Genomic DNA, 16166 nt, shown 5'->3' with positions numbered 1-16166 from the left:
TCCGAAATTTCTAAATATATTTATTAAGCAGGTAATAAGTATCATATGGAATACTTCAGCAATGATAAGTTATGATGCGGGAAACCAGGCTGTGCCCATTTAATTGTGCAGAAAAATAGTGTCTAACCGACTAAGTCTATTGAAGTACTTTCCCTGAATTAGCAGATTGTATTAAATGTTATAGTGTTTTAGTGGTATAGACAACTATACATAAATTATGTAAGTTATTATTAGGTTTTATAACATAGTTTACTAGTCATCTGTTTTGCAAAACCTCTTTCGTTCATTTTTTTCAGGAAAAAAATTGAAGGGAGGCCAGCTTTTCATTCAGTCCAAAAACAAAAGGAGGAATTTTTGTGAAAAGGCTACATAAACCCCTGATGGCTGCTATGCTCGCTTCCGTCCTCACAGTTTCACAGCTATTTACAGGTGCGGCACTCAGCTATGCTGAAGCTGCAGAAACAGTTGGAGTAAAAGACATTGTGATCTTACAGAATGTTCCGCAGGCAGTAATAGAGGTGGAGGAAGACCAGATTAATTTGAAAGCGCTTAATATTTATCACGAAGGGCATTTTACCAGTATCCAGGAGGGACTGGAATGGCACTCTTCGAATAAGAATGTAGCGCAGGTTGACGAAGAGGGAACAGTTACATTTACTGGACAGCCAGGAAGAACCTTTGTGTCAGTAACAGATGGCACTTTTACTGACCGGATTGCACTGGACTATAAACCTGCACGGGATGGAAGAAATACAAAAGGACAGCCCGAACGTGTGCCGGCCGTGATAAAACAACAGGGTGAGAAATATGATATTATCGGCCATGCGATCGAAAATATGACTATTGAAGAAAAGATCGGACAGATGCTAATGCCGGACTTCCGTAACTGGAATGGCAGTAATGTAACAGAAATGCTTCCTGAAATAGAGCAGCTGGTTAAGGACTATCATCTTGGAGGTGTAATTTTATTCAGGGAAAACGTAGTAACAACTGAGCAGACAGCCAAGTTAGTTTCCCAGTACCAGGATGCTGCTGAAAAATTTGGGCTCCTCCTTACTATTGACCAGGAGGGCGGAATCGTTACACGTCTTCAGTCTGGTACGGATATGCCAGGAAACATGGCACTTGGCGCTACCCGGTCAGCGGAGATTTCTTATGATGTAGGGCATGCCATTGGGGAAGAGCTTGCTTCATTGGGAATAAATATGAACCTTGCTCCTGTGCTTGATGTAAATAATAATCCAGACAATCCGGTAATTGGTGTAAGATCTTTCAGTGAAGATCCGGAGCTTGTAGGAGAACTGGGAGTCGCATATACAAATGGGTTACAGGATACTGGTGTGGCTGCAACAGCTAAGCACTTTCCGGGCCACGGGGATACAGATGTAGACTCTCACTTAGGCCTTCCTGAAGTGCCTCACGATAAAGAAAGACTTCTGGAAGTGGAATTATATCCGTTCCAGCAGGCGATGGATGCGGGAATTGACGCGATTATGACGGCACATGTCACATTCCCGCAAATTGACGGCACTAAAGCGATCTCTCGGAAAACTGGTCAGGAAATCGCATTACCGGCAACTCTTTCTTATAAAGTGCTCACTGAATTAATGAGAGATGAAATGGAATATGAAGGTGTCATCATTACTGATGCTATGAATATGCAGGCTATCAGTGATCACTTCGGTCCGGTTGATGCAGCTATCCGTACAGTACAGGCTGGATCTGATATCGTTCTGATGCCAGTAGGCCTTCAGGCTGTAGCGGAAGGGCTGTACAATGCGGTAGATGAAGGGGAAATTACGGAAGAGCGAGTGGAAGCTTCCGTAGAACGAATCCTCACTCTAAAAGTTGAGCGTGGTATTTTTAAAGAAGAAAGCCCTCAGCCTCTTGATGAAAAAATTGCGAATGCTGTCCAGGTAGTAGGTTCCGAGGAACACAAGCAGGTTGAGCAGGAAGCTTCTGAAAGATCTATTACTCTGGTTAAAAACGATAATGTTTTACCATTGGAAGCTGGGGAAGATGAGAATATTGTTGTGGTTGCGGGAAGCTATCATGCAGATTTTGTGAGGGCAATCAGAGAGTATCAGCCAGATGCTGCTGCAATTAATGCCTCATCAACTGGTGCGATTAGTTCAGCTCAGTGGGATCAAATCAGAAATGCGGATAAAGTTATTGTTGGAACAACTACTGCAACAGTGGCTGCAAGATCGGCTACCAACGCACAAATGGTAATGGTGCAGAACATTGTTAAAGAAACAGAAGCACCTGTTATTGCCGTGGGAATTCGTAACCCGTATGACATTATGGCATATCCGAATGTAGATGCCTATATCGCACAGTACGGTTTCAGGCCAGCCAGCTTTGCCGCAACAGCAGCGACAATTTTTGGTGAGAATGCACCAACAGGACAGCTCCCGATCACGATTCCTGATTTTAATGGAAATGTCCTTTACGAGTTTGGGCACGGTTTAACGTATTAAGCTAGCAAAGGATAAATCTTAATGGACCCTCCTGAATTTTTCAGGAGGGTTTTTACTATTTATCCCGATGTAACCGTCCGTAATCCCACCTCAAAACATGGGTTGAACCGGTGATGTGCAGGTTGGAGATAACTGACGCTAACATCCCGATTAGTTCAACTAACAATCAGTGGGGGATGAATAAAACCCCCACTGATTGAAGGTTCAATTTATACAGCAAGGATTTAAGGCCAATAATCTATTAAACAAATTAATATAATAAAAATTAAGAAAATTTAGATAAATTTACTAGATCATAAGTAATAAAAATAACAGGGAATTTAAGAAAACATATCTTAACTCCCATATAAATATGTTGATTTCATATGTATAGTTGTATTGAGGTCTAGTCCACTAAAGTTAATTGAGTATTTACGTTACAGTGTATGCAAGAATTCCATTTACATATGGCAGGGAGGTGAATTAGCTGCCAGCTGCATGATGGCACAGTGGGCTATTCTTATTTGTGAAACTAAATTATGAACGGAGTGGATGAACCAATGAAAAGTAAGCGCTTTCTTATAATGTTCTTAACGATCGTTTTACTTATCTCAACTTACACCGTTGCCTTTGGCCAGGGGATTGGCAACGGAAGCACGCAGGGGCAGGGAAATAAAGAAGGGCATAAAAAGCAATTCAAACTTGGTATTGAAATGCTTCTGGAAGAACAGTTTGATGTTATTGAAGGAAAAAATGTTGGACTGATTACGAATCCGACTGGTGTTGACCGCAGCCTGAACAGCATTGTGGACCTCCTTCATAATGATGACCGGGTTAATCTTACAGCTCTTTATGGTCCTGAGCACGGGGTGCGTGGGGATGCGCAGGCAGGTGCTTATGTGCCATTTTATATTGATGAAGTAACAAATCTGCCTGTGTACAGCTTATACGGGCAGACAAGAAAGCCAACACCGGAAATGCTTGAAGATGTGGACGTCCTCCTTTTTGATATTCAGGATGTAGGAACACGCTTCTACACTTATATTTACACAATGGCGTACGCGATGGAAGCGGCTCAGGAAAATGATATTGAATTTGTTGTGCTGGACAGACCAAATCCTTTAGGAGGACTTGACGTAGAAGGGCCGGTATTAGATCCGAATTACAGTTCATTTGTAGGATTATATCCGATTCCACTTCGACACGGTATGACTGTAGGGGAGCTTGCTCTTTATTTTAATGAAGAATTTGAAATTGGCGCTGACCTGACCGTTGTGGAAATGAAACGATGGAACCGCTCCTTTAAATATGATGATCTTCCATTAGAATGGGTTCTGCCTTCACCGAATATGCCTACTCTGGAAACTGCTTTAGTTTACCCTGGTGCTGCTCTCATTGAAGGTACAACCAATGTCTCTGAGGGACGTGGAACAACAAAACCGTTTGAACTTGTTGGGGCACCGTTTATTAACAGTACAGAATTAGCGGCTGAAATGAATGCTATTGGCCTTAATGGAGTTATTTTCCGTGCAGCGTCCTTTACACCGACGTTCTCGAAAAATGCCAACACGCTGAGCCATGGTGTTCAGATTCATGTGACAGATCCTGATAATTTTAATAGTGTGGAAATGGGGCTCCACTTAGTCAAGACAATACATGACCTTTATCCGGAAGATATTATTTTCAGATCCTTCTTCGATAACCTGATCGGCAATGGAGAAGTTCGCCAGCAAATTCTTGATGGTTATTCTGTAGCTCAAATTATGGCTGAATGGGAAGATGATCTGGAAGAATTCAAAACGAAGCGTGAAAACTATCTGCTTTATTAATTTAGAGAAAACCGCCTTCCAGTAATCTGGCGGCGGTTTTCTTCCGTTACAGATATAACCAGCTCACTGTAAACAAACATGCGTTATTGAAAAGATACTAGTTTTTAAAATAAAACTATAAAGGCTTCAGGCCAAATAGGAGGAAATATGAAAAAGTTAACGTTGTCAACGCTGGCTGTAATAGTAGGTACTTCACTAATTCTTCCTGGAGCTGCTCTAGCGGGACCCGATGGTGAGCAGACTTTTCAGCCAACAATGGAGAAGCAAGTGGATAAAAACTCATACGCAAAAGCCCACCCTGTGTTTTCATGGGACTCTCCCGGAAAATTCTCTCCCGTGCTTCACCCTGGTTCTGCACGGGGAGCCGGGTTGAGGCAGGAGCCCCTTAATAGCATTGACCAGGCAATAGAAGGAATGATTGAGAATAATGTTACTCCTGGAGCAGTAACTTTTGTAGCCCGCAGAGGTCATATAGTGCAGCATGAAGCTTACGGGCATGCCGCCTTGTACAGTGACAGTTCCGGCACAGTAATGGACAAGCCTGTTTCTATGGAGAAAGATACTATTTTTGATATGGCATCGATAAGTAAAATGTTTACAACTACAGCTGCTATGCAGCTCTACGAACAAAATTACTTTAACCTTGATGACCCCGTAGCGCAATACATCCCTGAATTCGCACAAAACGGAAAAGAAAACGTGACGATCCGCCAGCTGATGAATCACACATCCGGCTTTGCAGCATGGATACCACTGTACAGTTATGGTGAAACGAGAGAAGACAGGATCCAGTATGTTAATGAATACGGACTCCAGTCTCAGCCGGGAGCAACACACAGATACAGTGATTTAAATATGATCGCCCTTGCAACGTTAATTGAAACTCTTTCAGGGCAGCGGCTGGACGAATTCGTCTATGAAAATATTACCGGGCCCCTTGGAATGTCAGATACGATGTATAATCCCCCTGAATCTTTGAAACCCCGAATTGCCGCAGCAGAATATCAGTCTTTCCCCGCAAGAGGAATGGTCTGGGGGGAAGTACATGACGAAAATGCATGGGCTCTTGATGGTGTAGCGGGACATGCTGGTATTTTTTCAACTGCTGAAGATCTGGCTGTATTCGCCCATATGTTTCTTAATGAAGGCCGGTATGGAGGAACACGGATTCTTGAACCTGAGACAGTGGAAATAATGACGGCAAACCAGACGGAAGAATTCCCAGGTGCCAACCGTGCGTTAGGATGGCAGCTGGCACAGGGCTTTTATATGGATGCCCTTTCAGAAGGAACAACTTTTGGACATACAGGCTTTACAGGAACCTCTCTTGTCATCAATAAAAATAACGGAACGATTGCCATATTACTGACAAACCGTGTCCATCCATCTCGTTCTAATCCTTCTACAAATCCTGGAAGACAGGAATTTGCCCGTGCTGTTGCAGACGCCATTCCTGTAGCTGTTCCAGGCAGAGATGATGCCTGGTTCTCAGGTTATGGGAACAACCTGAACAGGTCTCTGACAGCTGAGGTGGAACTGAATGGACCTGCTGTCCTTTCTTATAATACATGGTATCGCACAGAAGCTGGTTATGACAGAGGGTATGTGGAAGTTTCTGCTGATGGGGAGAACTGGACTAACGCTGGTGAAATTGCGGACGGCAGCAGCGGCACGTGGCTGGAAAATGAAGTTATTATTCCTGAAGATACTAGTTTTATAAGGTTCCGCTACAGTACTGACGGCGGAGTGAACGGAAGAGGCTGGTACGTTCATAATATTAAGCTTACCTCTGATGGAATGGAAGCAAACCCTGAGTTTTCAGGTGAGGGATGGAGTAAGAGGAGTTATTGATAAAATATAAGTCTATTATACCGTTTTAGCAACTCTCAGATCCGGCTCAACATGCAGGGCCGGATCTATTTCTGTATAAAAATTAAGGAGGTTTTATAATGACAGGATACAAGTGGAAACGGACGATCTATGTTTTTTTCGCGATGTTAGTATTTTTGAGCGGTATACCGGCAAACACTCCCGAAACTTCCGCAGAAGAAGTATCATTATCGCTTGGGGAAATAATTGATGAATGGACAAGCCCTGTAGCACCGGGAGTCCTTCAGAGTACACTGGAATTGGAAAGTGAGGCAGGGAAGCAGCATCTGCATGTTCTTGATATAGAAGGTGGAAAGGAACATCTTTCTTTCGAAACCGGTCTTTCAAACGGCAAGGTGCTGGGCATGCAGAAAACTACCGAACAGGCCCAGTCTGTCAGCAGGGACGGACACCGTGTTATCGGGGCAGTCAACGGTGATTTTTATAATACATCCAATGGATTGCCAATTCATTTAATGATTCACAAAGGTGAAATTTATACGAGTCCGGTAAACCGAACCGCATTAGGCTTTAAAGAGAACGGGGAAGCAGTGATCGGTGTTCCACAGCTGGCAATGTCAATAAAGATAAATGGTGAATATGAAGATGTTCCCGGCCAGTTTACTCTTAATAAGGGCCGGGGAGCAAATGATCTTGTATTGTATTCTGAAACTTTTAGCGACAGTACAAAAACGAGTGATGAAGGTACGGAAGTAATTGTCAGGATTGACGAAGGGGAGGTCCGCTCAGGAAATAAAATATCAGGAACAGTGGTAAGCGTTGAAGAAAATACTGGTAATTCAGCGCTTGAGGAAGGATATTTCGTTTTGTCAGCAAGGGGAAATTCGGAAGCATTATTAACATCCTTGTCTGATAATGATCAATTGGAAATCTCTTTTACTTTATCTGATGAATGGGGAGATGTACAGGAAGCGGTAGGAGGAAATCACCTCCTTGTTGACCAGGGGGAAGTAACTTTAGAAGCAGCTGGTGCAGGTAATGCGGTTGCACCGAGAACAGCCGCAGGTATCAGAGAAGACGGATCTGTCTTTTTTGCAGTTGTTGACGGAAGAAACCCAGGATACAGCGAAGGAATAACAATAAAAGAAACAGCTCAGTTAATGAAAGAATATGGCGCTGAAAAGGCAGTGAATCTTGACGGTGGTGGATCCTCCACTATGCTTGCAAGGCAGCCTGGTGAAACGGAAGCAGATATTGTTAATGTCCCATCAGACGGGGTGGAACGGGAGGTTGCTAATTCTCTGCTGCTTGTGAGTAATGCAAAGGAAGGGTCGCTCAGTCAGCTGGCAGTTCTTCCGCAGCAGCTAAGGATACTTTCAGGAAGCAGCTACAGCTTTACTGTAAAAGGGATGGATGAATTTCATAATCCAGCCGAAATAGAAGGGGAACCAGAATGGTCAGTAGCAAACCTTTCAGGCTCAATAACCGATGATGGAATATTTACAGCCGGATCTGAAGCGGGCAGGGGAACGATTCATGCTTCAGCAGGAGAGGCATCAGGCATATCAGCCATTGAATTAGTGAATGAGTTGACAGACCTTGCTTTTCCTCAGTCAGAAATAACAGTGGATCCTGCCGACACAATAGTACTTGAAGTATCTGCATATAATGACAGACAAAAGGTATACGCTGATAATGAACAATTCACCTGGAACGTGGAAGGTAATATTGGAACAATTGACAATGAGGGAGTCTTTACTGCTGCTGACAGGACAGGGAGCGGGACTATAACTGTAAGCTATGGATCAGTCGAGGCCACCGTTAAAGTTGAAGTTGGAAAAGAACCAGTGATCCTGGAAGACTTTGAAAATGGTATTGACCACTGGTACGTTCACGGGGCCCGGTATACTTCGATAGATATGAGCCTTGCCACAGCTCCGGCAGATCCTGTCAGGTTTGGAAATCATGCGATGCGCCTTGATTATGATTTTACCGGCCAGCAGGGAACTTCGGGAGTGTACGCTTCCCCGTATGAACGGATCGAAGTGGAAGGGTATCCTGAGAGAATCGGCATGTGGGTATATGGTGATGGCAATAACCAATGGCTCAGAGCACAAATGCGGGACGGGGACAATAACTGGTTTCCCGTAAACTTCACGGAAAACCATCCAGACGGGTTAACGTGGGAAGGCTGGAAATATGTCGAAGCTGATGTGCCAAAAGGGCGCCCTGCCCCGCTGGAAATGGAAATACCAGTGCGATATATGGCAACGTATGACGACAATAAAACTGCGGGCACTCTTTATATTGATCAGATCAGGGCAGTGTACGGTGAAACAAATGAAGATTTAATAAACCCTTCGTTAACAGATATGAAACCGGAGGACGGCAGCATTGTTAATACAAATACTCCCGAGATAAGCATAGTGGCAAGCGACGATGAAGGAGGATCCGGAATTGATCCGGAATCTGTCGAGCTCTTAATAAATGGGGAGGCGGTGAATGCTGAATTTGACGAAAGTACAGGTGAGATCAGCTACACCCCTGAAGAAGCCATGGCTGATGGTTACAATGTCGTTTATGCGGCAGTAAAAGACCTTTCCGGAAATCCTGCGTTCGCTGAGTGGTCTTTCCATGTAGAATCAGGAGGCCCTCAATACCGCTTTTCCGGACCTGAAGAAATATACGCGGGACTGGAATTTACCGTGGAACTTACAATTGATGAGCCCTCACAGCTTCAGGGAATGAATACAGAATTGACATTCGATCCGGATATTGTCCAGGTAGTCGATGGGGACCCGGATCGTGAAGGCGTACAGGTTCATATTGGGGAAAAGTTTGGGGATGAACAAATAATAACTAATGAAGCAGATAATGAAAATGGCCGTATATTCCTTGCTTTTGATAATTTACTGGAATTAGGTAATCTGGATACTCAAGAAACTGCTGCAGAAATTACTTTCTCAGTTAACAGAGAGGCTGCAGGTAATTTTGTACTGAATTTTGTTTATGGAGAAATCGCGTACAGTGATGGAAGAAGCATGACAACAAGACTTCTCCCTCACACAGCAACGGTGGGACAACCGTTATCCTTGTCTGTGAAGGGAGTATCCTATGGTTCCACAAGTGAAATTCAAGTCATAAACCAGCAGACAGACGAACCTGTTGAAGGAGCGGAAGTACACATAATAGATCCGGAGCTTGGTTTATTAACTATTGATGAGGATACACCAGTTTACAGTGCTATTGGAGGAAATGTTACAGGAGAGGCGCTGGCAGGTGACCGTTATTTATTCAGCGAGACAAGACAAAATTATTACAGAATCTATTTACCTGACGGCTCGCCAGGCTGGGTTTCTTCATCTGCTGCAAGCACAGAGGACTGGGGAACTCCACTCGGCATTACGGACAATAATGGAGTGTTTATAACAGATACTCTGGCACTATCCGTTCTCACCTACAGGATTCAGGCCGTCAAAGATGAGCTTGTCAGCCAGATTGCAGAAATATCGATAGTTCCTCAGCTCGGGGGGAAAACACCTGAAAATCTTGTTTTAACATGGCAGCAGTCTCCTAAAACTACCCAGAGTTTCACATGGCGGACAGCTCCTCCTGTTGAGGGGAGTGTGGCAGAATTTGTGCCGGAAAGTGAGTTTACCGACTTTTCTGCTGATAATGTTCAAAGAGCAGAAGGAACCAGCTTTTTATTTACTGATAATCTCGGAGAAATGCGAATTCATGAAGCAGAAGCAACTGGCCTCGAACCAGGCACTACGTATATTTACCGGACAGGCAATGGTGAACCGGATGGCTGGAGTGAGCCTTATTCGTTTACAACTGAACCTGCCGGGGACGAAGCCTACACATTTTTATTCACCGCAGACAGCCAGGCAGTAACGAGAGAACAGTTTAGTATATGGACTGAGTTGTTTAATAACGCACTCGTTAAACACCCGGATGCAAGATTTATGCTCCATGGGGGTGATATTGTGGAAAACGGAAATCTGCTGCAGGAATGGGAGTATTTCTTTGAGGCCTCTGAAGGATTAATTTCACGGATTCCATTTATGGCAGTCCTTGGCAACCATGATGTTTACGGAGATGGAGAAGAAACCTTCAGAAGTGTTTTCCAGTACCCGCAAAACGGTCCGGAAGGCCAGGAGGAGTTCGTTTATTCCTTTGAATATGGTGAGGCAAACTTCCTTATGCTGAATTCCGAATCAACAAGAGAAGAAATGGAACAGCAGGCGGACTGGCTGAAAGAGGAAGTCAATAATTCCGGTAAAACGTGGCAGATCGCTATGTTTCACAGACCTCCTTACTTGAGCAATCCGCTGCGAGGGGATGATCTGACGAAAGAAATACTGGCTCCAGCCCTTGAAGAATCAGGAGTGGATCTCGTGTTAGTCGGCCATGACCATGCATATTCACGCACTTATCCTATGTTTTACGGTGCACCTGCGGAAGAAGGTACTGTGTATATTACGGGAGGCTCTGCAGGACCGAAGTTTTACCCTGGGGAAGAGTATGATTACATTGAAAAACTCTTTGATGAGGATATCCAGATTTTCTCAGCGTTAACAGTGGACAGTAATGAAATCAGCCTTGAAGTAACTACAATAGACGGTCATGTTGTAGATGCTGTGTCGTTTGAGAAGGATACAGAAGAACCGGTGAACACTCCCCCAAGCGTTAATAAGCCTGTTGAAAATCAAGTAAGCAATATTAATCAACAGCTCGTTATCGATATAAGCGAAACATTTACAGACGAAGATGGAGACACTCTTGTATATTCAGTATCATCAAGTCGTGAAGATATTGCCACAGCTGTTGTGGAAAATGAGGAATTAATAATAGACCCTGTATCCAAGGGCAGAACAGAGATTACTCTGACCGCTGATGACGGAAGAGGCGGAACTGCTGAAGACAGCTTCAATGCTGTTTTTGTCCCTGAGCAGGCGAGACCAGGAAGGAATAATAACTAATTGTACGAAGGCAGCTCACCAGCTGCCTTCTTTTTCTTTTAAAGGGACGAAACTACTATGCCTTCAGACTTGGGTTTGATACCTCGTTAAGAATTTTCTGAAAATAGTGCAATAATTACCTATTGGCAATTAAAGCAGTTTTTTAGATTATTAAAGTAACTAATATTTCGTCATTCAAAACATTTCCCTGGAAGGGAGGCAGAAGAGAAGAAGGGGAAGGATGGTGAAATTATGCTTTTTTCACCGAATTCCTCTTGAAAATCACACTCTCGTTTTGTGTAAGCATGTGGAAAGCTTTTCTAATAATCTATTAAAAAGAGGTGGCTGATTTTGAAAAAAACTAAAAAGAAGCTTATACTCGTCACTCTGATTTTTACCATGTTATTTTCTGCCCCATTCACTGGAGGATTTTCTGTTCTGGCAGATGATACCGGGACAGTACCCGCACATGTAGTGGAAGATGGGGTAACCCAGGAAGCTTTCTCTTATGAAGATGCGGTAAGAGAAAGTGTTTTCGTAGAAACAACTCTTGATACAGACGGCGATGGGGTAAACGACCGGATTGCTGTGGATATTATCCGGCCAGCTGAAACAGAGGAAGGACTTGAAGTACCAGTAATTATGGTACCCAGCCCATATTATGAGAGACTTGGGCGAGGGAATGAATCACAGCTGAAGGAATTTGAAGATGGTGTACCAGTGAAGTTTCCTCTCTACTATGATAACTATTTCGTTCCGAGAGGATATGCAGTAGCGCTTGTAGATATGATAGGGACAAACAACTCCGATGGCTGCCCAACGACTGGAGGGTATGAAGAAACAGAAGGAGTAAAAGCAGTTGTTGACTGGCTTAACGGGCGTGCTGATGCAGTTGACAGAGATGACAATGAAGCAGAGGCTTACTGGAGTACAGGAAAAGTTGGTATGTATGGTAAGTCCTATGACGGTACTTTAGCCAACGCAGTTGCTGCCACAGGAGTGGACGGCCTTGAGACAATCGTACCGATTGTAGCTATCAGCAGCTGGTATAACTACTACCGCCAAAATGGAGTTACATTAAGAAACAACGGAGCAAGCGGGCTTGCAAACACAGTCGTTGCTTCAGAAAGAAGGCAGTTATGTGCTCCTGTACGAAGCGAGATTTTTGACTTAATGGACGACCCTTCCGGAAACTATAATGAATTCTGGGATGAGCGTAACTATGTCAAAGACGTTGATAATGTAAAAGCAAGTGTCTTTTTAGTTCATGGATTAAATGATCTGAATGTACAAACAAACCATTTTGGCGAGTGGTGGGAAGGTCTTGAAAGAAATGATGTGCCGAGAAAGATCTGGCTTACACAGACAGCACATACCGAGCCGTTTGATTTCCGGCGAGAAGAGTGGGTAGATACCATTCACCGCTGGTTTGATTACTGGCTTCTCGATATTGATAACGGCATAATGGACGAGCCAATGGCAGACGTAGAAAGGGCTGCAAATGAATGGGAAACTTATGAAACGTGGCCTGCAGAGGATGCTAAGGATGTAAACCTTCGTTTCGGTCCAGGGGCTGAAGATGGAGCGCCAGGTGTGCTTACATCAGGACCTGTCCAGGGGAACAATGTCGATACACTTGTGAACGACTGGTCTTTAACAGAAACACAGCTTGTGACAAATCCTGAGGAGCCAAGTGAAAACAGACTCGTTTTCCTTTCAGATGTTCTTACGGAAGATCTGCGAATAAGCGGAACACCGGAGCTTGATGTAAGAGCTACAATAAATGGGGAAGCAGCGAATCTTACCGCTTATCTTGTTGACTACGGGACAGATGAGCGGGTAAACCATCAGGGTGGCTCCAGCGGACTCAGACAACTCTCTGAGCGGGATTGCTGGGGACAGAGTACGGAGAGAGACAGCGCCTGCTATCTGAAGCATGAAATTCTTACACATACGAGAGATTATGAAATCGTAACACGAGGATTTATGGATGCCCAAAACTATAAAAACTTCTGGGAAAGCAACCCTCTCCGAGACCATAAACATTACCGGTTCCAGTGGGACGCTTACACGCATGATTACGTATTCAAAGAAGGGCACCGTATCGGTGTTGTCTTAGCAAGCAGTACAAGAAGCCGCACCGTTCCAAACAGAGAGGAAGTGGAAGTGGAAATCCGTCTTGGACAGAGCGGAATTACACTGCCAGTTTCCGGCGGTAAAAAAGCAGTGGACTTTTAATAATAGCAAAACAGACACCTGGTCTCCATGGTAGAGGCCAGGTGTTTATTGCTTAATTGTTAAATTTATTATTATTATTATGGATTAGGCTGGATACCGGAAGCTGTGTGGAATTTTTCGGTGATGTCTTCTGAGTTTGAAACATGAGCCAGTAAACCGAGGGTAGCAAGCGCTGCTTCATGGGCTTCCTGGCTGCCTGCTGAGCAGCAGTCTTCAGCAATGACTACATTATAACCCATGTCAGAGAGAACTCTGGTCGCCGATGAAACAACAATGTCCGTAGCCACTCCAAACAGAATAACGGTGTCTGCACCAGTGTCCTGAATTCTGGCAGCGAGGTCGGTTCCTTCAAACGGACCCACACGCTGGCTTTCTATAACTACTTCCCTTTCTTCTGGATGTAGTCCGTTGATAAAGTCCGCTCCCCATGTTCCTTTCACAAGAGCATCCGTCTGCTGGACCATCAAGAGTAATGGGCTGTTCGCATGGAGGTCTGAATGGTTTTCTTTAAAGCATACAGCTGCATGGATGACATTCACGTTATGGGTTCTTGCTTCATTTAACAAGTTCCTTGCTTTAACGACAACGTTTCTCTTCTCAGCCTGTTCACCGAAAAAATCACCGAACTTTCCATTTTTGAAAACAATATCATGCTGCATATGAAGCGACAATAAAACTGTTTTCGAAACGTCCAGGGTAAAGCTCATCTAATCCCTCCATGATTAATGTGGCTTTCAGTTACGAGTCTAATGTAAGGGTTTTATAAAGTCAATTATAATTTTAAATATTCAGAAATTTAACTTTGTATAAGAGTATGTAATGGTATATAAAGACGGGAAAGGCCAGTAATAATGAAACAGCCCGGGACTTTTAAAAGTCCCGGGCTGCAATTTCTTAAAATGATTAACTTGTCTGCATTGATTTGTCAGCCTCTTTAGCTGCATCTTTACCCTTCCACAAAGCGAGGAAGGAAGAAGTAAGGAGTTTAATTTTCGCCCAAGTACCTAACTTACTCATCAGAACAAATAAACCGATTGGGAAAAATACAGCAAGAAACAGAATGTTATACCATTTCATAGTTTTTCACCTCTTTCAGCAGAATTCAATTGTATTTTGACAGAGTTTGGACTATTCACGGACCCATTCCAGAGCTTTCTCTTCATCCTTAATCTCAAATCTCTTTATTTCAATGTCAGAGGCAGATCCAACAATTTTAGCAGCAGCTTCAAAGGCTTTATTGTCTCCGACAATTGCATATTTTTCAATGTGTTTCAGATTATCCTTCGCAAAACTAATCCTGTCAGTTATGCTCGAAACTTCCCGTACCGGAAGCTCATGGAATTTTGCTAATAGCCTGATCTTTCCGTGCTCTTCCATTCGGTTTTTCATAAGCTGGGCAGCTTTATTGAATTCCTCTTCAGTAACATCTTCTTTTACTTCAAAAGCAATCAGCTTACCGCCGCTCACTGGAAGTTCTTTTATCAACACCTTCACCTCCGCTTTTTTATCTAATACCCTTATGCATTTTTTTTAAAAGATTATTTTTACCGTGGAACAAGCTTTATGCAGTCAGGTTAAAATAATGGATTTTCCGGGAAAACGTAGTTGATAAGATGCAGGAGGTGTTATTTTGTCAGTTTTAAAAGATTTCGCAAATAAAAATAAAGCACAAATACAAGATGATTTAATTAATGTAGTTAAGGCAGAATCACCAACACACGATAAAAAGCTTGTGGATGAGTGCGGAATTTTGCTTATTGATTTATTTAAAGAAAGACTAGGTGCAGACCCCTTTGTCCATGTACAAGTGGAGCGGGGGAATCATCTTTGCTTTACTATTGGTAAAGGAAGCAAAAAAATTCTCGTCCTCGGACACTTCGATACTGTCTGGGAAAAAGGTCAGCTGCCGATCCGGATTAAAGACGAAAAATTCTACGGTCCGGGAGTGCTGGATATGAAAGCTGGCATTATCCAGTCCATGTGGGGCGTAAAAGCATTATGCGATAATGACATGCTTCATGATAAAGAAATCAACTTTCTTTTAACCTCAGACGAAGAGGTTGGAAGCGGCACTTCAAGAGAAATAATCGAAGAACGAGCCAAGGAAAGTGATGCAGTATTAGTAATGGAGACCCGGATTCAGGGACAGGTGCTGCAAAAACGGGGAGAAAAGGCGTTGGCCGTTATCATTTGAAGGTTAAAGGGAAAAGCTCCCATGCAGGGGCGCACCATGAAGAGGGAATCAGCGCCATCAAGGAGCTTGCACATCAGATTATCCATCTGGAAAATATGACAGATTATGAAAAAGGGACCACTGTTAACACAGGTGTTATTAGCGGAGGAAGACGGTCAAATATAGTTCCTGATTATGCGGAAGCTACAGTGGATCTCCGGGTGAAAACAATGGATGAAGCATACAGAATGGGGCAAATACTAACTACATTAAAACCTTTTACTCCCGGCATTGAGCTGGAAGTGGAAGGAGGGATGAACAGGCCTCCGATGGAACGTACTAAAACAAATGTGGAATTATTCCACAAAGCAAGGGAAGCTGCCCTGGAAACAGGATTTCAGCTGGAGGAATCACAAGTAGGAGGAGCTAGTGACGGTAACTTTACTGCCGCACTAGGAGTTCCCACACTTGACGGTTTAGGTGTGCCAGGCGAAGGCCCCCATGCAGAATATGAACATATCCTCATAAACGAGCTGCCGAGAAGAACAGCGTTTATAGCCAACCTGATAAAAAAAATGTAACAAAATCATCTTAAGCCGTCTGGTTCATTAGGAAGCCAGGCGGCATTTTACATGACAAAACAATCGATTAGCCTGTAAATTAATGTTAAAAT

The 16166-nt window shown here is 43.6% G+C and carries 10 protein-coding genes; 7 read left to right on the top strand and 3 right to left on the bottom strand.

Annotated features, from left to right (window positions below):
* Nucleotides 1-380 precede the first annotated feature (380 nt).
* The 5 genes from BK582_RS19795 to BK582_RS19775 all read left to right on the top strand — a co-directional run bounded on the left by BK582_RS19795 (nt 381) and on the right by BK582_RS19775 (nt 13320).
* Entirely contained in the window at nt 381-2480 is a 2100-nt protein-coding gene (locus BK582_RS19795; protein ID WP_078598163.1) for a glycoside hydrolase family 3 protein, read from the top strand.
* Between the two features lie 539 nt (nt 2481-3019).
* Nucleotides 3020-4288 (top strand): exo-beta-N-acetylmuramidase NamZ family protein, encoded by a 1269-nt coding sequence (locus tag BK582_RS19790; RefSeq protein ID WP_078596690.1) that lies wholly within the window; start codon nt 3020-3022, stop codon nt 4286-4288.
* A gap of 147 nt (nt 4289-4435) precedes the next feature.
* The gene (locus tag BK582_RS19785) at nt 4436-6139 is read left to right on the top strand and encodes a serine hydrolase domain-containing protein (RefSeq protein ID WP_078596689.1); all 1704 of its coding nucleotides are present in this window, start codon (nt 4436-4438) and stop codon (nt 6137-6139) included.
* 98 nt (nt 6140-6237) lie between these two features.
* A complete protein-coding gene (locus BK582_RS19780; RefSeq protein WP_078596688.1) occupies nt 6238-11103 on the top strand; it encodes a phosphodiester glycosidase family protein in 4866 nt (1621 codons plus the stop codon).
* A gap of 330 nt (nt 11104-11433) precedes the next feature.
* Nucleotides 11434-13320, top strand: coding sequence for a Xaa-Pro dipeptidyl-peptidase (locus BK582_RS19775; protein WP_244895440.1), 1887 nt, complete (start codon nt 11434-11436; stop codon nt 13318-13320).
* A 77-nt stretch (nt 13321-13397) separates the two neighbouring features.
* Here the strand turns inward: BK582_RS19775 and BK582_RS19770 are convergent, their stop codons facing one another.
* The 3 genes from BK582_RS19770 to BK582_RS19765 all read right to left on the bottom strand — a co-directional run bounded on the left by BK582_RS19770 (nt 13398) and on the right by BK582_RS19765 (nt 14814).
* A complete protein-coding gene (locus tag BK582_RS19770) occupies nt 13398-14027 on the bottom strand; it encodes a cysteine hydrolase family protein (RefSeq protein WP_078596687.1) in 630 nt (209 codons plus the stop codon).
* 196 nt (nt 14028-14223) lie between these two features.
* Nucleotides 14224-14397 carry a hypothetical protein gene (locus BK582_RS27235; RefSeq protein ID WP_169911155.1) on the bottom strand — a complete coding sequence of 58 codons (174 nt, stop codon included), beginning with the start codon at nt 14395-14397 and terminating at the stop codon, nt 14224-14226.
* 51 nt (nt 14398-14448) lie between these two features.
* The gene (locus BK582_RS19765; RefSeq protein WP_218190742.1) at nt 14449-14814 is read right to left on the bottom strand and encodes a SpoIIAA family protein; all 366 of its coding nucleotides are present in this window, start codon (nt 14812-14814) and stop codon (nt 14449-14451) included.
* A 136-nt stretch (nt 14815-14950) separates the two neighbouring features.
* Here BK582_RS19765 and BK582_RS27890 point away from each other — a divergent pair, with 136 nt between their 5' ends.
* Both BK582_RS27890 and BK582_RS27885 read left to right on the top strand, forming a co-directional pair.
* Nucleotides 14951-15514, top strand: a complete 564-nt coding sequence (locus tag BK582_RS27890; RefSeq protein WP_244895439.1) for a M20/M25/M40 family metallo-hydrolase — start codon at nt 14951-14953, stop codon at nt 15512-15514.
* Nucleotides 15511-16074 carry a M20/M25/M40 family metallo-hydrolase gene (locus BK582_RS27885; protein ID WP_244895438.1) on the top strand — a complete coding sequence of 188 codons (564 nt, stop codon included), beginning with the start codon at nt 15511-15513 and terminating at the stop codon, nt 16072-16074. The genes BK582_RS27890 and BK582_RS27885 overlap by 4 nt, the downstream gene beginning before the upstream one ends.
* Nucleotides 16075-16166 lie beyond the last annotated feature (92 nt).

Origin of the sequence: Evansella clarkii, assembly GCF_002019695.1 — a bacterium.
Taxonomy (GTDB): Bacteria; Bacillota; Bacilli; order Bacillales; family Salisediminibacteriaceae; genus Evansella; species Evansella clarkii.
This window is presented reverse-complemented; position numbering and strand designations above follow the sequence as displayed.

What these genes read in the sequence shown, in the direction of transcription:
- BK582_RS19795 (WP_078598163.1), top strand. Translation starts at nt 381, where the DNA reads ATGGCTGCTATGCTCGCTTCCGTCCTCACAGTTTCACAGCTATTTACA.
- BK582_RS27235 (WP_169911155.1), bottom strand. Translation starts at nt 14,397, where the DNA reads ATGAAATGGTATAACATTCTGTTTCTTGCTGTATTTTTCCCAATCGGT.
- BK582_RS19790 (WP_078596690.1), top strand. Translation starts at nt 3,020, where the DNA reads ATGAAAAGTAAGCGCTTTCTTATAATGTTCTTAACGATCGTTTTACTT.
- BK582_RS19770 (WP_078596687.1), bottom strand. Translation starts at nt 14,027, where the DNA reads ATGAGCTTTACCCTGGACGTTTCGAAAACAGTTTTATTGTCGCTTCAT.
- BK582_RS19785 (WP_078596689.1), top strand. Translation starts at nt 4,436, where the DNA reads ATGAAAAAGTTAACGTTGTCAACGCTGGCTGTAATAGTAGGTACTTCA.
- BK582_RS19780 (WP_078596688.1), top strand. Translation starts at nt 6,238, where the DNA reads ATGACAGGATACAAGTGGAAACGGACGATCTATGTTTTTTTCGCGATG.